Source organism: Enterobacter cloacae complex sp. IR5428 (genome assembly GCF_049238585.1).
GTDB classification, from domain to species: domain Bacteria; phylum Pseudomonadota; class Gammaproteobacteria; order Enterobacterales; family Enterobacteriaceae; genus Enterobacter; species Enterobacter intestinihominis.
In genome coordinates this window covers 149,506-171,284 of the sequence record NZ_JBMKHV010000010.1, presented here as the reverse complement: position 1 = coordinate 171,284, position 21,779 = coordinate 149,506, and the positions used below count along the sequence as shown (strand labels likewise).

Annotated in this window: 20 protein-coding genes; 5 read left to right on the top strand and 15 right to left on the bottom strand. The window is 55.8% G+C overall.

Translation table 11 applies throughout. The features are described from left to right. Positions 1 to 115: 115 nt before the first annotated feature. On the bottom strand, positions 116 to 661 hold the full coding sequence (locus tag ACOTXC_RS16140) for a YfaZ family outer membrane protein (RefSeq protein ID WP_023299248.1): 546 nt from the start codon (positions 659 to 661) through the stop codon (positions 116 to 118). A gap of 409 nt (positions 662 to 1,070) precedes the next feature. Between ACOTXC_RS16140 and ACOTXC_RS16135 the strand changes: the two genes are divergently transcribed. The 3 genes from ACOTXC_RS16135 (at position 1,071) to ACOTXC_RS16125 (ending at position 4,926) form a co-directional block, all read left to right on the top strand. Further along, positions 1,071 to 2,429, top strand: coding sequence for an esterase-like activity of phytase family protein (locus ACOTXC_RS16135; protein WP_421767833.1), 1,359 nt, complete (start codon positions 1,071 to 1,073; stop codon positions 2,427 to 2,429). Between the two features lie 219 nt (positions 2,430 to 2,648). Next, complete coding sequence (locus ACOTXC_RS16130; RefSeq protein ID WP_421767832.1) at positions 2,649 to 3,671, top strand: glycosyltransferase family 8 protein; 1,023 nt, start codon at positions 2,649 to 2,651, stop codon at positions 3,669 to 3,671. Continuing rightward, positions 3,658 to 4,926 (top strand): O-antigen ligase family protein, encoded by a 1,269-nt coding sequence (locus ACOTXC_RS16125; protein WP_126490038.1) that lies wholly within the window; start codon positions 3,658 to 3,660, stop codon positions 4,924 to 4,926. The genes ACOTXC_RS16130 and ACOTXC_RS16125 overlap by 14 nt, the downstream gene beginning before the upstream one ends. Before the next feature lie 37 nt (positions 4,927 to 4,963). On the opposite strand, the gene yjiA is transcribed toward ACOTXC_RS16125, so the two are convergent. The 14 genes from yjiA to hpaG form a co-directional block, all read right to left on the bottom strand. After that, a complete protein-coding gene (yjiA, locus tag ACOTXC_RS16120; protein WP_126490037.1) occupies positions 4,964 to 5,917 on the bottom strand; it encodes a GTPase in 954 nt (317 codons plus the stop codon). Between the two features lie 10 nt (positions 5,918 to 5,927). Then, entirely contained in the window at positions 5,928 to 6,131 is a 204-nt protein-coding gene (locus ACOTXC_RS16115) for a YbdD/YjiX family protein (RefSeq protein ID WP_023299252.1), read from the bottom strand. 96 nt (positions 6,132 to 6,227) lie between these two features. Continuing rightward, positions 6,228 to 8,381, bottom strand: a complete 2,154-nt coding sequence (gene btsT, locus ACOTXC_RS16110; protein WP_069596215.1) for a pyruvate/proton symporter BtsT — start codon at positions 8,379 to 8,381, stop codon at positions 6,228 to 6,230. Between the two features lie 219 nt (positions 8,382 to 8,600). Continuing rightward, on the bottom strand, positions 8,601 to 8,858 hold the full coding sequence (locus tag ACOTXC_RS16105) for an HTH domain-containing protein (RefSeq protein WP_022646951.1): 258 nt from the start codon (positions 8,856 to 8,858) through the stop codon (positions 8,601 to 8,603). 120 nt (positions 8,859 to 8,978) lie between these two features. Beyond that, the gene (locus tag ACOTXC_RS16100) at positions 8,979 to 9,488 is read right to left on the bottom strand and encodes a 4-hydroxyphenylacetate 3-monooxygenase reductase subunit (protein WP_003856606.1); all 510 of its coding nucleotides are present in this window, start codon (positions 9,486 to 9,488) and stop codon (positions 8,979 to 8,981) included. A 17-nt stretch (positions 9,489 to 9,505) separates the two neighbouring features. Next, the gene (gene hpaB, locus ACOTXC_RS16095; protein WP_193132277.1) at positions 9,506 to 11,068 is read right to left on the bottom strand and encodes a 4-hydroxyphenylacetate 3-monooxygenase, oxygenase component; all 1,563 of its coding nucleotides are present in this window, start codon (positions 11,066 to 11,068) and stop codon (positions 9,506 to 9,508) included. A 195-nt stretch (positions 11,069 to 11,263) separates the two neighbouring features. After that, positions 11,264 to 12,154, bottom strand: coding sequence for a 4-hydroxyphenylacetate catabolism regulatory protein HpaA (gene hpaA, locus ACOTXC_RS16090; RefSeq protein ID WP_421767831.1), 891 nt, complete (start codon positions 12,152 to 12,154; stop codon positions 11,264 to 11,266). Further along, positions 12,126 to 13,472, bottom strand: coding sequence for a 4-hydroxyphenylacetate permease (gene hpaX / locus ACOTXC_RS16085; protein WP_032625355.1), 1,347 nt, complete (start codon positions 13,470 to 13,472; stop codon positions 12,126 to 12,128). Before hpaX ends, hpaA begins: the two co-directional genes overlap by 29 nt. Before the next feature lie 21 nt (positions 13,473 to 13,493). Next, complete coding sequence (hpaI, locus tag ACOTXC_RS16080; RefSeq protein ID WP_023299257.1) at positions 13,494 to 14,291, bottom strand: 4-hydroxy-2-oxoheptanedioate aldolase; 798 nt, start codon at positions 14,289 to 14,291, stop codon at positions 13,494 to 13,496. Between the two features lie 10 nt (positions 14,292 to 14,301). Beyond that, the gene (gene hpaH, locus ACOTXC_RS16075; protein ID WP_015572593.1) at positions 14,302 to 15,105 is read right to left on the bottom strand and encodes a 2-oxo-hept-4-ene-1,7-dioate hydratase; all 804 of its coding nucleotides are present in this window, start codon (positions 15,103 to 15,105) and stop codon (positions 14,302 to 14,304) included. 99 nt (positions 15,106 to 15,204) lie between these two features. After that, positions 15,205 to 15,585, bottom strand: a complete 381-nt coding sequence (locus tag ACOTXC_RS16070; protein ID WP_421767830.1) for a 5-carboxymethyl-2-hydroxymuconate Delta-isomerase — start codon at positions 15,583 to 15,585, stop codon at positions 15,205 to 15,207. A gap of 9 nt (positions 15,586 to 15,594) precedes the next feature. Beyond that, a complete protein-coding gene (gene hpaD, locus ACOTXC_RS16065; RefSeq protein WP_421767829.1) occupies positions 15,595 to 16,446 on the bottom strand; it encodes a 3,4-dihydroxyphenylacetate 2,3-dioxygenase in 852 nt (283 codons plus the stop codon). A 2-nt stretch (positions 16,447 to 16,448) separates the two neighbouring features. Beyond that, positions 16,449 to 17,915 carry a 5-carboxymethyl-2-hydroxymuconate semialdehyde dehydrogenase gene (hpaE, locus tag ACOTXC_RS16060; RefSeq protein ID WP_022646959.1) on the bottom strand — a complete coding sequence of 489 codons (1,467 nt, stop codon included), beginning with the start codon at positions 17,913 to 17,915 and terminating at the stop codon, positions 16,449 to 16,451. Beyond that, positions 17,912 to 19,189, bottom strand: coding sequence for a 4-hydroxyphenylacetate degradation bifunctional isomerase/decarboxylase (gene hpaG, locus ACOTXC_RS16055; protein ID WP_395036197.1), 1,278 nt, complete (start codon positions 19,187 to 19,189; stop codon positions 17,912 to 17,914). Before hpaG ends, hpaE begins: the two co-directional genes overlap by 4 nt. A gap of 268 nt (positions 19,190 to 19,457) precedes the next feature. On the opposite strand from hpaG, the gene hpaR reads away from it, so the two are divergent. Both hpaR and tsr read left to right on the top strand, forming a co-directional pair. Beyond that, positions 19,458 to 19,898, top strand: a complete 441-nt coding sequence (hpaR, locus tag ACOTXC_RS16050) for a homoprotocatechuate degradation operon regulator HpaR (RefSeq protein WP_006810239.1) — start codon at positions 19,458 to 19,460, stop codon at positions 19,896 to 19,898. 83 nt (positions 19,899 to 19,981) lie between these two features. Further along, positions 19,982 to 21,646 carry a methyl-accepting chemotaxis protein gene (gene tsr, locus ACOTXC_RS16045; protein WP_023299261.1) on the top strand — a complete coding sequence of 555 codons (1,665 nt, stop codon included), beginning with the start codon at positions 19,982 to 19,984 and terminating at the stop codon, positions 21,644 to 21,646. The last annotated feature ends 133 nt before the right edge of the window (positions 21,647 to 21,779 follow it).

Sequence of the window (21,779 nt, the reverse complement as noted above, 5' to 3'; positions counted from 1 at the left end):
TGCCTGGTGGCGCTGCGCTTACCCGGCCTACAAGGTGCAATAATATTCATAAATTGCACCCTTCATTGTAGGCCCGTGCAAGCGTAGCGCCGCCGGGCGAAACGGGCAAACAGGCTTAGAAGGACACGCCACCGCCAACATATGCGCCGTCAATCAGCGTGTGGTTAGGACGACCGTCTTTACCATCAACGCTCACGTGACGATAACCCACCTTCAGCGTCACCGGCTTCACTGGCGTCCAGCTTACGCCACCATTCGCTTCAACGTAGTTTTTCACGCTGTTGTTCAGGCCGTCTGGCGCAACGTAGCCTTCACCGAATACCCTGATGCTGTCGGTCAGGGCAACGTTCACACCGCCGCCGACCGGGAACGCCACGCCGTTATCGCCTTTTTTCGGGCCAACGTAGAGGGCCTTAGCGCCTGCGTTCAGCATCACCGGGCCGACTTCAAAGTTGTAGCCTGCTCCTACGCCACCGGTTGTGGTGCCGTCATCTGTGTTTTTCAGCCAGCTACCTTCGGTGTACAGACCGGAGGTTGATTTCCCCATTTCCACATTCAGGTTGGTAAAGTTTTTACCCTGCTCAATGCTGCCGCCCATGGCCAGTGCGGAGCCCGATACGGCAGTCAGAGCGGAAAGAAGGAGAACGTTGAGCTTTTTCATGAGTTTTTCCTCGTCATCAAATTAATCTGAGGGCACCTTAACAAGAGCTGTTTATCTCTGCAAATGCGATGCTTGTCACGTTTTTATGCTGTTTTTGTTTGGTTTTTGAATTTTAAATGTTGTTCGAATGTTGACCCGGCAAGGAGTCAATACGTAATGCATTCGCGTTTAGGAAGGGTTCAGGATTCTCATTAAACGTACGCTGAACGGGGCGGAAAAAGTAGTTCAGGATGAATTAATTGAGTTTCTAATAATTTCCAAAAGTGTTTCAGTTGTCACAGATAAAGACACAGGTTTACATTTCTGGAGGTGGCTATACGCCCCGTCGTGCCGAACCGCTTTCACCATGTCATTTTTCTGACACGTTTCTTCATTACGTTGTTGGCTTCACTTACTGGGTGCTAACACTATGAAAAGAAAAATCATTCCTGTGCTAATTGGTTGTGCGCTCTCTTTCTCTGGCCTGGCGGCACAGCCAACCGCGGAGCGTTACGTCGTCAGTTTTCCCGAAGGCTCGCATGTCAAATACAGCGGTGCGTTTGCCAGCGCGTTTCCGAACGGGCTGCCTGTGGGGATTGGCTCTGGCCTGCTGTTTACGGGCAAGCAGGGCGATGCCTTGACGTTTACGACCGTGACCGATCGCGGTCCTAACGCGGATTCGCCAAAAATGGGGAAAAATGACGCTAAAATTTTTGTTACCCCGGATTTTGCCCCGCTGCTAATGACGATCCGTGTGCAAAACGGTAAAGCGGAGGCCGTGGACGCGCGTCCTTTGCATGACGATAAAGGCGAAATCAACGGTCTGCCGCTGCAAAGTGGCGTGATTGGTTCCACCAATGAAATCGCGCTAAGCGACACCTTAAAAGTGCTGAAAGGCGATAACCGCGGGCTGGATACGGAAGGCATCACGCCGGACGGGAAGGGCGGCTACTGGCTGTGCGATGAGTATGGCCCGTTCCTGATTAATATTGACAGTAAAGGGAAAATCCTCGCGATCCACGGCCCACAGGCGGCGGAAGGGGAGAAATCCATCGCGGGCGGTCTGCCAAATGTTATCAAATGGCGCCAGGCAAACCGGGGATTTGAAGGCCTGACCCGCATGCCGGACGGACGTATTATCGCCGCTGTCCAGAGTACGTTGGATATCGACGGGAAGAGCAAAAAGCAGGCGCTGTTTACGCGACTGGTCAGCTTCGATCCGGCGACCGGAAAAACCGCGATGTACGGCTACCCTGTCGACAGCGCGGCCTACAGCAAAAACAGCGACGCCAAAATCGGCGATATCGTGGCGCTGGATAACCACACTATCCTGCTGATTGAACAGGGCGAAGATAAAAACGACGTAATGCGTAACCTCATCTACAGGGTGGATCTGAGCAAGGCGAGCGATCTGGCCGCCTTCGACAAGCCGGGCGAATACCCGGAATTTGACGATGAGAAAACGCTGGCGCAGCGCGGCATTTCACTTGCGGAAAAAACGCAGGTGGTCGATCTGCGTGCGCTGGGCTGGCAGCAGGAAAAAGCCGAAGGGCTGGCGCTGATTGACGACAAAACGCTGGCGGTGGCGAACGATAATGACTTTGGCGTGAAGGTGGCGATGCACAACCCGGCCGAGGGCAAGAAGCTCAAGGATTATCGGGTGAACGCGGAAGGCAAGCTGACGCTGGATGACAAAGCGGTTGAAACTACCCTCAGCGTCAAGCCGCTGAAGAAGCCGGATTCCGACAGCGAGCTGTGGATTGTGACGCTGCCGGAGGCGTTGAAATAAGAGCTGATGGTTAATCAACCATTTCTGGAGTAATGCAGCACTATGCCCATACGTCTATGGGCACAGTGCTTTTTCGTATATTATTCAAAAGGTTAACCTTGCATTTTTTCAAGGCTATCATGTTTTGTATGATCGCTAAACAAATTAGAGAAAGTACTGGGGAAGGCAGCTATTATTTGTTATCTTATGTATTATAAGTATTTTTGAGCTCTATAAATAATGATGAACCCAACCATTCTTAATTTAAACGAAAATATATTGGGCGTGCAAGTAACGAATTTTAATCTCGATGTTGAAATTCAATATTCAGCAGTTGTTTATGGTATCGATGAAAATTTTCTAATGCACTGTGGCATCTCGATGTTATCAATTGTGGAAAAAACTTCGGAAGTTCCATTGCATTTATTCATTATCACAGATAAAAACAATGAACTTGAATTTTCCAGATTGTATTCTATTATCAAGAATACTCAACATGCACTCACAATTATTATTGTATCTGCTGACGCTCTGAATGTTTTTCCTAAAACTTCAATTTTCCCGGTCTCAATATATTTTCGTCTCTTGGCCCCGTATTTAATTAAAGGGTATCGTTATTTTTTATATGTTGATGCCGATATTATAGCGCTGAATAGTATTTATGAACTATTAGAAAACCATAAGCCGATAAATAATATTTGTTGTGCTGTCAGGGAGCCGGAGCATCAGACTGCTCTTTCAGAATCTATTAATATCTCTGGTTGCGATTATTTTAATTCTGGCGTTCTTTATGTCGATGCCTTCACGTGGAATGAAAATAAAGTATCGCATAAAGTTTTTGAATGTTTACTGGAGCGCGGGGCTGGCTTTAAGTATTTTGATCAAGATGCTCTTAATGTTATCCTGAACGAAAAAGTAATGTTTATAGATAGCAAGTATAATTGCCAAATAAAGGCAGGACACAAAAAGGGAGATTTCATGCGTGAGCCATCTAAGGAAACAATTTTGTTACATTATGTTGGTAGCGATAAACCATGGCAGTTATGGAATCAACAGAAAATAAGCACCCACTATCGTAAATATAAAAAAATGTCACCCTGGTGTGATGTTGAAGATGTTAGACCACGTTGTGCGAAAGAACTAAAGAAATGCTATAAAACGCTTAATAATAAGAAACAGTTTATTGAAGCTTTCTGTATGTTTGTTCGTTATCATTTGGCTCGTTTCTTGGAAAAAAGGCAAACTAAACATGTTAAGTCGTGAATACATTAAAAGGTTAAATGTTAACATTATTTTCATTCTTATTGTGTTTACAATTGGAAGCGATCTTTTTATAGAGGCTTATCCAAGAAAGCTATTTTATATTGGTTGTTATCTTTCTATTTTTGGCCTTCTTTTTTTGGAAAGCTGGAAGGGTTTTCGTCAATGGATATTGAGTAATAAAATCTCAATAGCATTTTTATTGAGCATTGTGCTTCTCGGTGCCAGTAAGCTAATTTGGTCGATGATATTTCCATCGACACATTTACAGGATATTAAAGATAATTATTATGCTGGCGGAAAGTTGCTCATCCTGTCAGGAGTAATGGCATTCTATTTGCTTAAATCCGTAAGTGTAATTTCAATCCAAAGCTGGAAATTCGCTGCTTGCACTAGCGTTGTGCTAGGTTTACTCACCGTTTGGTTTGGTTACCAGGAACAAGCGGCTGGTATAACCAGAATTAAACTACTAGCCGATGCTGCTACGACTACTGCTTATATAATGGTTGTTCAGTCAGTTCTGTGTTTTTCTCTTATTAAAAAAGCAGTTTTAAATCAACTTTATCGTACTGTATTTTACATTGCTACATTTTTCATATTCTCTTATTTATTACTGATGACAGAAACCAGAGGCGCTATAGGCACTTTTTTCATTGTCTGCTTCGTCCTGGCATGTTTTGAATTGAGAAATGTAAAGCCTCGTTATTGGTTTTTAGCATTGCTGGCAATATCCGTAATTGGTGGAGGTATAGCTTATAAGATGCAAAAGAGAATTGTTGAGGCTTATGATAACATCCAACAATTACAAAAAAATAATGCTAACACATCTTTGGGAGCACGTTTTGTTATGCTTGACGCAGGACAGCACGTAGCGAGTTTTTCACTTTTTGGTCAGGATGCAGAACAGCGTTATAATAAGGCAAGACAGTATATTGAAAAAAACTACAAAAGCGCAGAAGCAGTCAGAGCAATAAAATATCATTTCCATAACGATATCATTGAAAGCTTTAGTTTACAGGGCCTTTTAGGCGTCATTGCTATTATATTGTTTTATATCACTGGTTTTTTAGCTTCCTGCAAAAAAAAGAATAAGTTCAATGTTGGGTTGCTGCTTTATATTTCAGCGCTATTTCTTATGGGATTGACAGATGTCCTCTTTATCCAACGAAATACAGCAATGGTGATTGGTGCTTGTGCTGTAATATTACTTCTCTGCCAGAGAGATGATAATATAAAAACCGAAAATGCTAGACAGTAATTAAATCAGGGCCATTAAAAATTGGCCCTGATTTATCTTACTTTTTCAGTCCCGCAAACGCTGCCCGAATTTCCTCTTCCGGCAGCTGTATTCCAATAAACACCATCACGCTGTGCGGCGGTTCATCGCCCCACGGACGATCCCAGTCGGCGCTGTACAGGCGCTGCACGCCCTGGAAGAGCAGGCGGTTCGGCTCTCCTTCGATCCACAGCATTCCTTTATAGCGCAGCAGATTGTCGGCAAACGACAGCAGCAGGTTCTCCATCACGCGCGAGACCTCGCTGATGTCCACCGGGTAGTCCAGCTCCACCACAATCGACGCTACGTCGTTTTGCTTGTCTGCCATAAAGTGGAAGCGCGGTTTCGCGGTGACGTTCTCCTCCAGCATAAAGCCGTTGGTGTTGAACAGCTGAGACAGGTCGATATCGCCGTGCGTCACGGTATAAATGGGTGCGCGCGAGTTGATGCGCGTCAGGCGCTCACGCAGTTTTTCGCTTTCACCCGCCACGTCGGTTTTGGTCAGCAGAATGCGGTCGGCGTAGCCAATCTGAGACTGGGCGATGGTGAACTGGTTCATCTGCTCGTCGGCGTGTACCGCGTCGACCAGGGCGATGACGCCGTCCAGCAGGTAGCGCTGGCACAGAATGTCGTGGGAGAAAAAGGTCTGAATAATCGGGCCGGGGTCGGCCATGCCGGTGCACTCGATCACCAGACGGTCGAAGACGATGTCACCGCGATCGCGGCTGTCGAGCAGGTCCAGTAGGGCGTCTTCTAATTCACTGGAGCGGGTGCAGCAGATGCAGCCGTTGGTCAGGGTTTTGATCTGCGTGGCGCGGTCGCCAATCAGCTGATCGTCAACGGAGACTTCGCCAAATTCGTTTTCAATGACGGCGATTTTGAAGCCGTGCTGTTCATTCAGGATGTGGCGCAGCAGGGTGGTTTTACCGGCGCCGAGAAAACCGGTCAGCAGGGTAACGGCAATCGGGGTCATGGTTTCTCCTTTAGCAGCAGCGGACGCCGCCTTCTCCACTTCCGCCGTAGCGCGCTTCCTGACGCTCGCGGAAGAATTCAGTGTAGGTCATGTACGGCATATCCGGATGGTTGGTCTTCATATGCTCAACGTAGTTGTCATAGTCCGGAATGCCAATCAGCATTTTCGCCGCCTGACCGAGGTATTTTTTTGCTTCGCCTAAGTTACCAAACATAACGTGTCCTGATAAGAAAAAGCCCGGTGGCGCTACGCTTACCGGGCCTACAGTAACGTTGTAGGGCGGGTCAGCGCAGCGCCACCCGCCATTTTATTAATGGTGTGAAGACGTCTTCACGCCGCCTTCCGGCACCGGCACGTACGGGGTTTCTTTGTCCGTACGGCCATCGGCATTACGCACTTTCATCCAGGTTTTAATGCCGTAGAAGATAATGCTGTACACCACCACCAGGAACAGAATGCTCAGACCCGCGTTGGTGTAGTTGTTCACCACGATATGGTTCATGTTGGCAATCTGCTGCGCAGTCAGATCCGCGCCGCCTGCGGCAATCTTCTCTTTGTACTGGTTAGCCATGAAGAAGAAGCCTTCCAGCTGCGGGTTGGTGCTGAACAGTTTCAGACCCAGCGCCCAGGTAGTGCAGAGCAGCAGCCACAGCGCAGGCACCACGGTTACCCAGATGTATTTGGTGCGTTTCATCTTCACCAGAACAACGGTGCCCAGCACCAGGGCCACAGCCGCCAGCATCTGGTTAGAGATGCCGAACAGCGGCCACAGGCTCTTCACACCGCCCAGCGGGTCTACAACGCCCTGATACAGCAGGTAACCCCACAGACCTACGCAGCCCGCAGTACCCAGAACACCTGCTACCAGAGAGTCGGTTTTCTTCAGGAACGGCACGAAGTTACCCAGCAGATCCTGCAACATGAAGCGGCCTGCACGCGTACCGGCATCCAGCGCGGTGAGGATGAACAGCGCTTCAAACAGGATACCGAAGTGGTACCAGAAGCCCATGTCCGCCCACGGCAGCACTTTGTGGAACACGTGTGCGATACCCACCGCCAGCGTCGGTGCGCCACCTGCGCGGTTCAGCACGGATGGTTCGCCGATGTCTTTCGCGGTCTGCATAATCTGCTCAGGCGATATCACGAAGCCCCAGGAGCTGACGGTCGCCGCCGCGTGTGCGCTGGCGTCTTTCAGCTGCGCCATGATCAGCGCGGTATTTTCGCCGCCCATCTCATGCAGGTTTGGCATGGTGATGCCGAGACCCGCTGGTGGTGTGTTCATCGCGAAGTACAGCCCAGGCTCGATAATCGACGCCGCAACCAGCGCCATGATCGCCACGAAGGATTCCATCAGCATCGCGCCGTAACCGATGAAGCGCGCGTCGGTTTCGTTGGCCATCAGCTTCGGCGTGGTGCCAGAGGAGATCAGCGCGTGGAAGCCAGATACGGCGCCGCAGGCAATGGTGATAAACAGGAACGGGAACAGGGCACCTTTCCACAGCGGACCGGTACCGTCAATGTACTGCGTCACCGCCGGCATTTTCAGTTCAGGGTTGATGATCACAATCCCGATTGCCAGCCCGACGATCACGCCGATTTTCAGGAAGGTCGCCAGGTAGTCACGCGGAGCCAGAATCAGCCACACCGGCAGCAGCGCTGAGATGAACGCGTAACCGATCAGCGCGAAGGTGATGGTGGTGTCTTTAAAGGTCAGCGCCGGGCCCCAGTACGGGTCGTGGGCAATCACGCCGCCGAAGTAGATGGAGGCGACCAGCAGCACGATACCGATGACCGACACCTCGCCAACGCGGCCAGGGCGCAGGAAGCGCATGTAGATGCCCATGAACAGCGCAATCGGCACGGTAGAGCAGACGGTGAAGACGCCCCACGGACTTTCGGCCAGCGCTTTCACCACGATCAGGGCCAGCACTGCCAGGATGATGATCATGATCAGGAAGCAGCCGAAGAGGGCGATCGTGCCCGGCACGCGGCCCATCTCCTCTTTGATCATCTCGCCCAGCGACGAACCATTACGGCGCGAGGAGATAAACAGCACCATAAAGTCCTGCACCGCTCCCGCCAGCACTACGCCCGCGAGCAGCCAGAGCGTACCCGGCAGGTAGCCCATCTGCGCAGCCAGCACCGGACCGACCAGCGGACCCGCGCCTGCAATGGCGGCGAAGTGGTGACCAAACAGCACGTAACGGTTGGTTGGCACATAGTTCAGGCCGTCATTGTTAATGACCGCCGGGGTGGCGCGCGTCGGGTCGAGCTTCATGACCTTCTGCGCGATGTACAAGCTGTAGTAGCGATAAGCCACAAGATAGACGGAAACCGACGCGACCACGATCCACAGGGCGCTGACGTGCTCGCCCCGGCGTAATGCGACAACCGCCAGACAGAAAGCGCCGATGATCCCGAGGATGGCCCAGGGCACGTGCTTAAGTAGTTTTTTAGTATCCATAGTAAGACCTGGTTTTTTATGTAAAGAAAAAAGGGTCAGGGTTCGTTGTGAGGAGGTATTGATTAATGCTGGAGCGATCGTGCCAGATCCTCGCGCGTGTAAAGCACGGTAAATGGGTGAGTGGTTGAAAGCGATGCGTGAGCGGTCAAAAGCGAGGGTGAGTGGTTAAGGCTCACCCCCGGCGGGAGAAAATATGTGATTGAGATCACTGAGAATAATCTAGCCCTGCGGGGTTTCGTCGTTCGCATCAGGGCATTGCGTGCAGCGGCAGGGCTGATATGCGGGCAGCAGCTGATAGCGTCCTTTGCCGTCGTGTTCGATAATCGGGGAAAGGGCCTGTAGATCGCGGTACACCGTACGTTCGGTAATGCCAAATTTTTGCATCAGATCGCGGCGATTAACGCTTCCGTTGCGGTGCAGGGCAATAATGATGTCAACCAGACGTTCAGCCGAGCGGCTTCGGGGTGAAGGGGCCATAAGACTTTCCAGCGTTAAGGGGGCGGCTGACGACGTCGTCAGCCGCCCCGAAAAATTTATCTTATGGATAGTTAACGGCGCACCTTTGCGGAAACCTTAGCGTTTTTTTGTGCAACGGGATCAAACCGCGGCTTCCATCTCCATCATCACCGGGTGGAAACGGCGTTTGAAGTAGATCAGGCCGTGCCCCTCGCTGCTGAGGATGATGTTCTTAATCTCCACCAGGTAGACCAGATGGGTGCCGATGGTTTGCACCTGGGTTATCTCACCTTCCAGGCTTGCCAGGGCGCCTTTCAGCACCGGCTGCGCCAGCGGTCCTTTCTGCCAGCAGGAGAGAGCAAAGCGCTCCTCCATGGCCATGCCGGTCATCCCGGCAAAGTGGCGGGCCATGATCTCCTGCTCGTGGTTCAGCACGTTGACGCACAGTTTGCCGTTGCCCTGGAAGACCGGGTTCATGGCGCTGTTGGCGTTGATGCAGACCATGACCGAGGGCGGGGTATCCGTGACCGAACAGACGGCGGTGGCGGTAATGCCGCAGCGGCCCGCATCGCCCTCGGTGGTGACCACATTCACCGCCGCCGACAGGCTGGCCATCGCGTCGCGAAAACGCAGGCGTTCTTCAGATTGCATTGAAACCTCCCGCTGCGTTATTTCAGCAGCTTATCCAGCATGTTGATATCAGTGTTGTTGTGCAGGTGCGGTACAGTCCAGCCGTGCTGGTCGTACTCGGACATGCAGCGGTCAACCATCGCCATCATCTTGTCCATGTTGCCGGAGCTTTGCGCCTGACGCAGGCATTGCAGGCGGATCTCATCCTGGCTACCGGAGTAGTTGATTTCGTACAGCTCGTGACGTCCGCCAAACTCGCTACCGATGGCATCCCACATCAGTTTCAGAATCTTGATGCGTTCGACGTGATCCATCCCGTTGGAGCCGCGCACATACTTCGCCAGATACTGGTCGATCTGCGGGTTGTTCAGGTCCCGCGCGCTGGACGGCAGGTAGATCAGCCCGGAGGTCACGTTGCGTTCGATGATGTTCTTGATTTTCGCGTAGGCCATTGGCGCCATCACGCGGTAGGTCTGTAACGCCGCGTGGTCAGGCAAGTACGCGCCGTTTACCCACGGCGTGGCTTCGGAGCACATGGAGTCGCTCAGCGCCCAGAACATGTTGCGCCACGCCACCACTTCGCCGAGATCCGCCTGCACGCCGCGGAACTCGAGGGTGCCGGTACACTCCAGCGATTTCTTCAGCAGAGCGGTGATGAAGTCGAGCTTCACCGCCAGACGCACGCAGGCCTGAAGCGGGTACATGCGGGCGAAGCCACCTTCCATCGTCCAGCGACGGCAGCGGTCGAAATCGCGGTAGATCAGCACGTTTTCCCACGGGATCAGCACATGATCCATCACCAGAATGGCGTCGTTCTCGTCAAAGCGGCCGGAGAGCGGGTAGTCGTACGGGGAACCGGTCGCCCCTGCCACCATCTCGTAAGAGGCGCGGGAGATCAGCTTCACCCCTTCGGCATCCATCGGCGCGACGAACATTAGCGCGAAGTCCGGGTTTTCGCCCATCACCTGCGCAGAGCCAAAACCAATCATGTTGTAGTGGGTCAGCGCCGAGTTGGTGGCCACCACTTTCGCGCCGCTGACGATGATCCCGGCATCGGTCTCTTTCTCCAGCTTGATGTAAACGTCTTTCACCTCGTCCGCCGGTTTATGGCGGTCGATAGGCGGGTTGACGATGGCGTGGTTAAAGTACAGGCCGGTTTCCTGAATACGGGTGTACCAGTTGCGGGCGTTCTGCTCGAACTGACCGTAGAAGGCAGGGTTCGCCCCCAGCGCGCAGCCGAACGCGGCTTTGTAGTCTGGCGTGCGGCCCATCCAGCCGTAGCTCAGGCGCGACCACTCGGCGATGGCGTCGCGCTGCTGGCGCAGATCGTCGGCGCTTTTCGCCACGCGGAAGAATTTATGGGTGTAGCCGCCGCTGCCGGTGTCGGTGCCCCAGCAGAGGGTATCCTGCATGTCTGGCTTGTGCAGGGCATCGTACATCTGGGCGATGGACGCCGCCGCATTGCGAAATGCCGGGTGGGTAGTGACGTCCTTAACGCGCTCGCCGTAGATATAAATCTCACGGCCATCTTGCAGGCTTTTTAAATACTCTTCACCGGTTAACGGACGTTTGGCATTAGCGCGGAAATCTTCAGGCTTCATAGGGACCTCGTATCGGAAGATGGTTGTTAAATTTATGTTTTGTTTTTGTTGTTTAATTGAAGCGTGAGAGGGGCGGAACGTGAAGGGACGATTGGGACAACGGCAGGTACTTTTCGGGTGGGATGTTGTTTTGTGATCTGTGCGGCTTTTCGGCGGGTGGCGCTGCGCGTACCCGCCCTACGAACCGTGATGCGTTCAGGAAACCGGTACTTTCTGCGCCCGGTATGCGCTGGGTGAGCACCCCGTCAGTCGGTTAAAAAAACGGGCGAAATAGGCCGGATCTTTAAACCCCAGTTGCCAGGCAATATCGCTCACTGTGCTGTCGGAAAACAGCAGCAAGCGCCTGGCTTCCCGCAGCTGGCGGTCGAAGATCAGCCGTTTCGGCGAGCGGTTGGCAAAGCGGCGGCAGATATCGGTCAGGCGGGATTCGGTAAGATGCAGTTCGCTGGCGTATTCCGGCACCGTCCAGTGCTCGTGGTAATGCGCATCTGTCAGCTGGTTAAAGCGCTGAAACAGCTTCAGCTCGCCGCGCATGCCGCCTGAAGCGTGGTCGTCGAGCTTCGCGTTGCGCAGCAGCAGGGTAAATACGGCCTGCGCCAGCAGGACCAGCGTATGCTCACGGCCCGGCAGCTGTTCCGTGGATTCCCGGGCAATGAGCTGCCAGTAATGCTTCAGCGCCGCCAGCTCGTCAGGCCTGTCGGCAAGCGACAGGCAGATCCCCGGCAGGCCGAACGCCTCCCGCGTGCCGGGGTAGAGCACTTCTAACAACGGCCAGATAAGATCCTCGCGCACCGTCAGCACGTGGCCGTCGCTGTCGGATTCAGTGATAAACGCGTGCGGCACCGACGGCGGCGTCAGAACGAACAGCGGCGCCTGCACCGAGTAGCGGTGGTCGTCGAGCTGCAGCTCAATCTGCCCGGTGTCGAGAAAATGCATCTGAAAATACTGGTCGTGGCGGTGCGCCTGCATGTCGCGGCCAAAAAAGGCCGCCATGCGGGCGAACGACTGGTAGTGCACATCGTCGGTGCCCAGACTTTCGTCGTACTCCTTGCTGATATCAATGTTGGCGATAGGGCTCTGGCACATGATCGTTCCTCTTTTGAACCCGCTGCGTCATCGGAATGCGCGTCAGCACCAGCGCGCCCACTACCAGCAGACCCGCCACGAACCACAGCCCCGAGCTGAAGCTGCCGGTCGCGTCGCGCAGAATACCAATCAGCAATGGGCTGACGGCAGACCCGACGTTGCCGATGGCGTTGATCACCGCCAGCGCCACCGCGCGGGATTGCAGGCTAATCACCTGGTCCGGCGTGGTCCAGAATATCGCCATGGCGGTAAACGATCCGGTTGAGGCCATGATGATGCCAAGCAGCTGGATCAGGCTGTGATCGGTCGCCGAGGCCAGCATCCATCCCGCCGCCGCAAACAGATACGGCAGGATGGTGTGCTTTTTTCGCTCTTTCAGCCTGTCGGAGCGGCGGCTCCACCAGATCATCCCGAGGATGGTGCAAAACTGCGGGATCGCCGCCAGCAGGCCAATCACGATATTGCTACTGCCGGTGTTGAAGCTTTGCAGGATCTGCGGCGTCCAGATGTTGATTGCGCTCAGCGTATTTGTCAGGCAGAAGTAGGCCAGCGTGTAGAGCAGTACGGCGGGCGTCAGCACCTCGCGCAGCGTCGATCGCGGCGTGGCGACGTGCGCAATGGCCAGTTCCTGCTCGCGGGCGATCATCGTTTTGAGTGCCTGCTTTTCATCATCATCCAGCCAGGTGGCCTGATCCGGGGTGTCGTTAAGGTAGAACCAGGTCACCACGCCGAGCACCACCGACGGCAGCCCCTCCAACAGGAACAGCCACTGCCAGCCCTTCAGGTTCCACAGCCCGTCCATCGCCAGAATGTACCCGGAGAGGATCGAGCCGAGCATCATGGTCACCGGCATGGCGATCATAAACAACGCGTTGGCGCGGGCGCGGTGATACGCCGGGAACCACCAGGTGAGATAGACCAGGATCCCCGGCAGGAAACCGGCTTCGGCAATGCCCACCAGCATGCGCAGGACGTAGAGCGTTTCGGGGCTGGTGGCGAACATGGTGCAGGTAGAGGCGATGCCCCACACCACCATGATCCCGGCGATCCAGCGCCGCGCGCCGATTTTCGCCAGCATGATGTTGCTGGGGATCCCGCACAGCACGTAGGTGACGTAAAACAGGGTCGCGGCCAGGCCAAACATGGTCGACGTGAGGCCCAGATCTTTGCCCATCGTTAGCCCGGCAAAGCCGATGTTGATGCGATCGAGAAACGAAAAGACAAACAGGATAAAGAGAAACACGATCAAACGACGGAACAGCTTGTTGATAACGCGATGTTCTATAGCTTTCTTATCTTGCAGGGTAGAGGTCGTCATGCTGCGCTCCAGATCTTACGTTTAGTAGACGGATTTATTGTTATTAACTGACGTAACCGGTTGTTCGATAAAGCGTGCCGCCAGCGCTTCCGCGCCGCGGGCGAGCAGGGTGGTGTCGACGCCGACGGCGACAAACAGCGCGCCGAGTGCAAGGTAACGTTTCGCCAGTTGCTCGTTCGCCATCAGGATGCCGGGCGCTTTACCGGCGGCGCGTATCTGCGCGATCGCCTGCTCAATGGCGGCCTGCACCTCCGGGTGCTGCGGATTACCGGCAAAGCCCATGTCGGCGCTCAGATCCGCCGGGCCGATAAACACGCCGTCGACGCCGTCCACGTCCAGGATCTGCGGCAGGTTTTTCAGCGCTCTTAGGGTTTCGATCTGCACCAGCACGCACATGGCGTCGTTAGCCTGATGCAGATAGTCCGGGATACGGTTCCAGCGCGACGCCCGCGCCAGCGCGCTGCCGACGCCGCGAATGCCTGCGGGCGGATAGCGGGTGGCGCTGACCGCCAGCCGCGCTTCGTCGGCGTTTTGCACCATCGGCACCAGCAGGGTTTGCACCCCCACGTCCAGCAGCTGCTTGATCTGCACCGGATCGTTCCACGACGGGCGCACCACCGGCTGGCTGGGATAAGGGGCGATGGCCTGTAGCTGAGTCAGAATGGTCTGCACGCTGTTCGGCGCGTGCTCCCCGTCGATCAGCAGCCAGTCAAAACCGGCCCCGGCCAGTAGCTCAGCGCTGTAGCTGCTGGTTAGCCCCAGCCATAACCCGATTTGCGGTCGGCCCGCTTTCAGCGCCGCTTTGAATGCGTTTTGCATGATCATCTCCTTACACAAAGCGGCAGCTGATGGAGCCCATGTTGCCGTAGTCGACGTGGAAGGTGTCGCCTCTGCTGGCGGCAACCGGGCGGGTAAACGAGCCGCCGAGAATGATCTGGCCTGGCTCAAGCTGCACGTCGTATGGCGCGAGTTTGTTCGCCAGCCACGCCACGCCGTTCGCCGGATGATTAAGGACGCCTGCGGCCACGCCGGTCTCTTCGATCACGCCGTTGCGGTAGAGCAGGGCGGAGATCCAGCGCAGATCCAGCTCGTCGGGTTTAATCGGGCGGCCGCCGAGGATCACGCCCGCGTTGGCGGCGTTATCGGAGATAGTGTCGAATACCTTGCGCGGGCGCTGGGTTTCCGGGTCAACGTTGTGGCAGCGGGCGTCGATCAGCTCCAGGGCAGGGATGACGTAATCCGTGGCGTTGTAAACGTCGAAGATCGTGCAGTTCGGGCCGCGCAGCGGTTTTGCCAGCACGAAGGCCAGCTCCACTTCGATGCGCGGGACGATAAAGCGATCCACGGGAATGTCGCTGCCGTCGTGGAAGAACATATCGTCCAGCAGCGCGCCGTAGTCTGGCTCGCTGATCTGCGAGCTGGCCTGCATCGCTTTGGAGGTGAGGCCGATCTTGTGGCCTTTCAGCACGCGGCCTTCGGCAATTTTCAGGCTCACCCATTCGCGCTGGACGGCGTAGGCGTCTTCAATGGTGATCTCAGGATACTCAAGCGAGATCGCGCGGATCTGCTCCCGGGATTGTTCCGCCTGATGCAGGCGGTGGGCGATCAGGGTATGGGTGTGTTTGTCGAGCATGGCGATATCCTGTTGTTGCCGGGTGGCGCGTAGCGATCCCGGCCTACGTTCGAGCCGTTGTAGGCCCGGTAAGCGAAGCGCCACCGGGCGAGCAGACGGCTACTTAAACAACGCGTGCACGTTGTTCTGCTTGTAACTGAGCGTCGGGTGCAGCTCGTCGAGCTCGAAAGACAGCGCCAGATAGCGGGCGGCCATTAGCGCTGCAAAATGCGTTTTGATCAGCGCAAACAGCATTTCACCGACCTCTTCCCGGCTCTCCAGACTGCGCCCGGCGCCGATTTTGAGCGTCATATGCACAAAGGCGTAATCGTGCTTGCCGTCGGCCATCTGCCAGGTGTCCAGCCAGTGGGCGCGGCTGCGGATACCGCCGAGCGGGAAAATACCCGTGGCGGCGAGCGCCTCGTTCACTTTGGCAAACAGCCCCGGCAGGTCGGCCTGCTCGCGGATGTTGTCGGTACATTCAGCAATAAAGTGCGGCATGGTGGCTCCTTACGCGGGCAGCGGGAATACGGCGTTGACCTGGCCGGTGCCGGAGCTGGCGAACAGCTCGGTGAGAAACTCCACCTTACCGTCGTAGTTGTCCCAGCCGAGCACCCCCAGCAGCATCACCGTGTCGTGCATGTTGCCCTCGCCGTAGCAGTAGTCGGCGTACTCCGGCAGCATGCTGCAAAACTCTTTGAACTGCCCCTCGCGCCACAGCTTCACTACCCGCTCATCCATCTGGCGGTCAAACTCGCGGGTATAGCTGTTCATCCCTTCCTCCGCGCGCTGGTCGTCGATAAAGCGGTGCGACAGCGAGCCGCTGGCGAGCACCGCCACGGTGCCGTCGTATTTTTCGATGGCGCTGAGGATGGCCTCGCCCAGCCTGCGGCTGTCGGCGAAGTCGTGAACCGTGCAGAACGCCGAGATGGAGACCACTTTGAAGTGCTTATCCGCGTTCATGTAGCGCATCGGCACCAGCGTGCCGTACTCCAGCTTGAGGCTCGGGATGTTGTGCGCCTTGGCGCGCACGCCAAGCTTCACCGCTTCGTCGGCGATCAGCTGGCCGAGTTCCGGGTTGCCGTCGTAGTCGTAGGTCATGTCGCGAATAAAATGCGGCAGCTCGTTGCTGGTGTAGACGCCTGAAAAATGGTCCGCACAGTTGATGTGATACGCGCTGTTCACCAGCCAGTGGGTGTCGAAGACGATAATGGTATCGACGCCCAGCTCGCGGCAGCGCTTGCTGATCTCTTTATGCCCGTCGATGGCTGACTGGCGGCAGCCGTGGTTTTTGCCCGGCAGTTCAGAGAGATACATTGACGGCACGTGGGTGATTTTTGCTGCTAAGGCTAATTTTCCCATGATCAGATCCCCCACTTTGGAATCGGATGGTCGCCCATGGAGATACAGACGTTTTTCATCTCCGCGAAGACCTCGAAGCTGTACTCGCCGCCCTCACGCCCGGTGCCGGAGGCCTTCACGCCGCCAAACGGCTGGCGCAGGTCGCGCACGTTCTGGGTGTTAACGAACACCATGCCCGCTTCAATGTTGCGCGCCAGACGCAGCACTTTGCTGACGTCCTGCGTCCAGATGTACGACGCCAGGCCATACTCCACGTCGTTTGCCAGGCGCAGGCCTTCCGCTTCATCCTTAAACGGCAGCAGGCAGGCCACCGGCCCGAAGATCTCTTCCTGCGCCACGCGCATGCGGTTATCGACATCCGCCAGCACGGTCGGGCGCAGGAAATTGCCGCCTTTCAGGTGCGCAGGCAGATCGGTCGGTTTGTCCGGGCCGCCCGCCAGCAGGGTTGCCCCCTCTTCAATGCCGAGGCGGATGTAGCCGGAGACCTTCTCCCAGTGCTGCTTGCTGATCAGCGCGCCAATCTGGGTGTTCGGATCGGTCGGGTCGCCCACGCGCAGGCGGCTGGCGCGCTCGGCAAAGCGTTTGACGAACTCCGGGTAGATGCTCTGCTGGATGAAGATGCGCGAGCCGGCGGTGCAGCGTTCGCCGTTGATGGAGAAGATGGTGAACAGGGCGGCGTCCAGCGCGCGCTCAATGTCCGCGTCTTCAAAAATCAGCACCGGAGATTTGCCGCCCAGCTCCATGGAATACTTCTTCAGCCCGGCGTTTTTCATGATGTTACGCCCGGTGGCGGTGCCGCCGGTGAAGGAGACGGCGCGCACGTCATGATGACGCACCAGCGCGTCGCCCGCCGTGGCGCCATAGCCCTGCACTACGTTCAGCACGCCCGCCGGAATGCCCGCCTCCAGCGCCAGCTCGCCCAGACGGTCGGCGGTCAGCGGGGAGAGCTCGGACATCTTCAGCACCGCGGTGTTACCCAGCGCCAGGCACGGCGCGACCTTCCAGGTGGCGGTCATAAACGGCACGTTCCACGGCGACACCAGCGCGCAGACGCCCACCGGCTGCACGAGGGTGTAATTGAGCATCTTGTCATCGACCGGGTAGGTTTTGCCGTTCATCTGCTGGCACACCTCGGCGAAGAACTCGAAGTTGTGCGAGGCGCGTGGAATGAGCACGTTTTTGGTCTGGTGGATCGGCAGGCCGGTGTCGGCGGTTTCCATGGCGGCAATGTCCGGCACGTTCTGGTCAATCAGATCCCCCAGGCGACGCATCAGGCGCGCACGCTCCTTCATCGGCAGGTTGGCCCATTTCGGGAACGCCTCTTTGGCGGCGGCAACGGCCTGATGGATTTCGGCTTCGCCGCCGGAGGCCACTTCTGCCAGCACCTCGCCGGAGGCCGGGTTAGTGGTTTGGAAGTACTCACTTCCGGCGACGTTTTTCCCGTTGATCCAGTGGTTAATCTTTTTCATTTTGCAGTCTCCTCACTGACAATTCGGTTTACCAGGCGGCCTACGCCTTCCACTTCCACTACCACCTCATCGCCCGGCACCACGTCGGACAGCCCCTTCGGCGTGCCGGTGGCAATCATGTCGCCCGGTTGCAGGGTCATGAAATCGCTCAGATACGCAATCAGGAATGGGATGCTGAAAATGAGATCGGCGGTGGTGCCTTCCTGACGCAGTTCACCGTTGACGTAGGTGCGAAGACGAAGGTTGTGCGGGTCAGGGATGGCTTCTTTTGGCACTACGTTCGGGCTGATGGGGGTCAGCCCGTCGCGGCTTTTCACCCGCAGGTTCGGGCGATAGTAGTTTTCGAGATAATCGCGGATGGCGTAGTCGTTGCACACCGTGTAGCCCGCAACATAGTCCATCGCCTCGGCTTCGCTGACCTTACGCGCGGTTTTACCGATGACCACCACCAGCTCGGCTTCGTAATGCATGTATTCAATGTTGTTTGGGCGCACCGAGGTCTGGTTGTCGCCATTAAAGGTGTTCGGCGCTTTGATAAACACCAGCGGCTCGGTGGGGGGCTTGAAGTCCAGCTCGCTGGCGTGATCGGCGTAGTTCAGGCCGAGGGCGAACAGCGTGGCGTGCGGCGGCGTGCGCGAAGCGATGGCAACGTCGCGTTCCTCCACCACCGGGTTTTCCAGCGGCGGAAATCCCTCTGCCAGAATGCGTACCCGATCGCCCGGGCGAATTTCGACGCGGCTTTGCGGGGTACCGAGCAATATCGCATCGCCGGGGTTCAGGGTGGCAAATTCGCTCAGGGCGCTCAGCAGTTCGGCGGCGTTGCGGTGCAGATCGGCCGTGTTCCAGTGGTCCGCTTCGCGACCGTTGATCTCGGTGATGATGGTCAGGTTGTCCACGTTATCAACGGCGACAGGTTCGCCGAGCGGGCAAAATCCATCCCGGCATTTGGCTTTAATAGCCGGGCGGTAGAAGCTCTCTTCCGGCAGGCTGATTTCGTTGGCCAGCGCGTAGCCAGCGATGTACGCCGCCGCCTCTTCAACGCGTACTTTGCTGGCGGTTTTGCCCACCACCAGCGCCACCGTTGCGCCGCTTAACACGGTTTCTCCCTGCGGGAAGGGAATCGGCTCGCCTGCGCGAATAACGGTGTTATGTGGCTTGATAAACCACACCGCCGTTTTTGGCGGCGCGTTATAGGGGGCTTTTTCAAACGCCTCAGCCCAGGCCGCACGCTGGCTTTGGTGGTTTAGCGCTACGGCAAAAACAGTACCTTTCATTCCCATACTCCTCAAACCGGCTGTCCGGTTTTGATTTCATTAATATGTTAATGATCTGGTTTTATGCTTTTGCTGTTCGTTTCGCAATCAGAAGTGAATAATTTGTGATATGAATAACAATAAATTTACACAAATGGGTTAATTATCATTAAAATCAATGCATTAAAAAAATTACGTTGTTTCTGTTAGACTTTTTGGGTTACAACGTATTGTCTATAAAAGCATCTGTTTTAAATTGTTTACTTGTTAATGATGTAAGGGGAAGGTGATGCATGATTCATTAACCATCGCGCTGTTGCAGGCGCGTGAAGCGGCGATGGGCTATTTCCGCCCGATAGTGAAACGGCATAATCTGACCGAGCAGCAGTGGCGTATCGTCCGCGTACTGGCCGAGCATCCCTCCATGGATTTTCATGATCTGGCGTTCCGCACCTGCATTTTGCGCCCAAGCCTGACCGGCATTCTGACGCGGATGGAGCGCGACGGTCTGGTGCTGCGCTTAAAGCCGGTGAATGACCAGCGCAAGCTGTACGTATCGCTGACGAAAGAAGGCAACGCGCTGTACCAGCGTGCTCAGGCTCAGGTGGAAGAGGCGTACCAGCAGATTGAGGCGGAATATACCCCGGAGAAGATGAAGCAGCTCACGGCGCTGCTGGAAGAGTTTATTGAACTCGGAAACCGACATATTGCCGCGCGGGACGAAGAGTAAAAACCCTAAAATCCAGGATGATTTTCGTAAAGTTTTCCCTTTCCAGGCCGAAAATTCTGTATCTGTCTGAGGAAAGAGAAAACATGTTAAATCGTATCAAGATTGTCACCAGCTTACTGCTAGTTTTAGCGATATTTGGCCTTTTACAACTCACATCCGGTGGTCTTTTCTTCAATGCCCTGAAGCATGACAAAGAGAATTTCACCATCCTGCAAACCATTCGCCAGCAACAATCCACCCTGAACGGTAGCTGGGTGGCGCTGCTGCAAACCCGTAACACCCTGAACCGCGCGGGTATCCGCTATATGATGGATCAGAACAATATCGGCAGCGGCTCAACCGTCGCCGAGCTGATGCAGATTGCCTCTGCGTCTCTGAAACAGGCGGAAAAAAACTGGGCGGATTACGAAGCACTTCCGCGTGACCCGCGTCAGAGCGACGCTGCGGCACTGGAAATCAAACGTAATTACGATATCTACCACGGCGCGCTGGCCGAGCTGATCCAGCTGCTGGGGGCGGGCAAGATCAACGAGTTCTTCGACCAGCCGACCCAGAGCTATCAGGATGGCTTTGAGAAGCAGTACGTCAGCTATCTGCAACAAAACGACGCGCTCTATCAGACCGCGGTTGAAGACAGCAACAGCTCTTACCGCCAGGCTATCTGGGTGCTGATTAGCGTGCTGGCTGCGGTGCTGGTGGTGATTGTTGCCGTCTGGCTGGGTATTCGTCAGGCACTGATTTCCCCGCTGAACAGTCTGATTGACAGCATTCGTCATATCGCCAGCGGCGACCTGGTGAAGCGCATCGACGTGGAAGGCTCCAACGAGATGGGTGAACTGGCTGACTCCCTACGCCATATGCAGGGCGAGCTGGTGCGCACCGTGGGTGACGTGCGTAACGGCGCAAACGCCATTTACAGCGGTGCGAGCGAAATCTCGATGGGCAATAACGATCTCTCATCCCGTACCGAGCAGCAGGCTGCCTCTCTGGAAGAGACCGCCGCCAGTATGGAACAGCTGACCGCCACCGTGAAGCAGAACGCCGAGAATGCCCGTCAGGCGAGCAACCTGGCCCTGAGCGCGTCTGAAACCGCGCAGAAAGGCGGGAAAGTGGTGGATAACGTGGTGCAGACCATGCGCGACATCGCCGGCAGTTCGCAGAAAATCGCCGATATTATCAGCGTGATCGACGGGATTGCTTTCCAGACTAATATTCTGGCGCTGAACGCGGCGGTAGAAGCGGCACGTGCGGGCGAGCAGGGCCGCGGCTTTGCGGTGGTTGCAGGTGAAGTACGAAACCTGGCGCAGCGCAGCGCCCAGGCGGCTCGCGAGATCAAGAGCCTGATTGAAGACTCCGTGGGGCGCGTGGAGTTGGGTTCAACGCTGGTAGAAAGCGCCGGTGAAACCATGGGTGAGATCGTGAATGCGGTAACGCGCGTGACGGACATCATGGGCGAAATCGCGTCTGCGTCTGATGAGCAGAGCCGCGGTATCGACCAGGTGGGGCTGGCGGTGGCTGAGATGGATCGCGTGACCCAGCAGAACGCCTCGCTGGTGGAAGAGTCTGCGGCGGCCGCGGCGGCACTGGAAGAGCAGGCGAGCCGTCTGACGCAGGCCGTTGCGGTGTTCCGTATTCAGCAGGAACAGATGAAGGCGCGCGAGTTCGCCTCCGCGAAAAGCGTTGCCGCACCGGTAGTGGCGCGTAAACCGGCGACCGCAGATGCGGGCGATAACTGGGAAACGTTCTGACGTTGTGCGTTTCGCCGGGTGGCGGCTACGCCTTACCCGGCCTACGGGATGTGCGTTTTGCCGGGTGGCGGCTGCGCCTTACCCGGGCTACGGATTGTGGGTTTTGCCGGGTGGCGGCTACGCCTTACCCGGC

Excerpts from the sequence above, each read along its gene's own strand:
- ACOTXC_RS16125 (WP_126490038.1), top strand. The coding sequence starts at position 3,658 with ATGTTAAGTCGTGAATACATTAAAAGGTTAAATGTTAACATTATTTTC.
- hpaH (WP_015572593.1), bottom strand. The coding sequence starts at position 15,105 with ATGCTCGACAAACACACCCATACCCTGATCGCCCACCGCCTGCATCAG.
- ACOTXC_RS16070 (WP_421767830.1), bottom strand. The coding sequence starts at position 15,585 with ATGCCGCACTTTATTGCTGAATGTACCGACAACATCCGCGAGCAGGCC.
- btsT (WP_069596215.1), bottom strand. The coding sequence starts at position 8,381 with ATGGATACTAAAAAACTACTTAAGCACGTGCCCTGGGCCATCCTCGGG.
- hpaD (WP_421767829.1), bottom strand. The coding sequence starts at position 16,446 with ATGGGAAAATTAGCCTTAGCAGCAAAAATCACCCACGTGCCGTCAATG.
- hpaG (WP_395036197.1), bottom strand. The coding sequence starts at position 19,189 with ATGAAAGGTACTGTTTTTGCCGTAGCGCTAAACCACCAAAGCCAGCGT.
- hpaA (WP_421767831.1), bottom strand. The coding sequence starts at position 12,154 with ATGTGCCAGAGCCCTATCGCCAACATTGATATCAGCAAGGAGTACGAC.
- hpaX (WP_032625355.1), bottom strand. The coding sequence starts at position 13,472 with ATGACGACCTCTACCCTGCAAGATAAGAAAGCTATAGAACATCGCGTT.
- yjiA (WP_126490037.1), bottom strand. The coding sequence starts at position 5,917 with ATGACCCCGATTGCCGTTACCCTGCTGACCGGTTTTCTCGGCGCCGGT.
- tsr (WP_023299261.1), top strand. The coding sequence starts at position 19,982 with ATGTTAAATCGTATCAAGATTGTCACCAGCTTACTGCTAGTTTTAGCG.
- hpaR (WP_006810239.1), top strand. The coding sequence starts at position 19,458 with ATGCATGATTCATTAACCATCGCGCTGTTGCAGGCGCGTGAAGCGGCG.
- hpaI (WP_023299257.1), bottom strand. The coding sequence starts at position 14,291 with ATGCAAAACGCATTCAAAGCGGCGCTGAAAGCGGGCCGACCGCAAATC.
- ACOTXC_RS16100 (WP_003856606.1), bottom strand. The coding sequence starts at position 9,488 with ATGCAATCTGAAGAACGCCTGCGTTTTCGCGACGCGATGGCCAGCCTG.
- ACOTXC_RS16130 (WP_421767832.1), top strand. The coding sequence starts at position 2,649 with ATGATGAACCCAACCATTCTTAATTTAAACGAAAATATATTGGGCGTG.
- ACOTXC_RS16140 (WP_023299248.1), bottom strand. The coding sequence starts at position 661 with ATGAAAAAGCTCAACGTTCTCCTTCTTTCCGCTCTGACTGCCGTATCG.
- ACOTXC_RS16105 (WP_022646951.1), bottom strand. The coding sequence starts at position 8,858 with ATGGCCCCTTCACCCCGAAGCCGCTCGGCTGAACGTCTGGTTGACATC.
- hpaB (WP_193132277.1), bottom strand. The coding sequence starts at position 11,068 with ATGAAGCCTGAAGATTTCCGCGCTAATGCCAAACGTCCGTTAACCGGT.
- ACOTXC_RS16115 (WP_023299252.1), bottom strand. The coding sequence starts at position 6,131 with ATGTTTGGTAACTTAGGCGAAGCAAAAAAATACCTCGGTCAGGCGGCG.
- hpaE (WP_022646959.1), bottom strand. The coding sequence starts at position 17,915 with ATGAAAAAGATTAACCACTGGATCAACGGGAAAAACGTCGCCGGAAGT.
- ACOTXC_RS16135 (WP_421767833.1), top strand. The coding sequence starts at position 1,071 with ATGAAAAGAAAAATCATTCCTGTGCTAATTGGTTGTGCGCTCTCTTTC.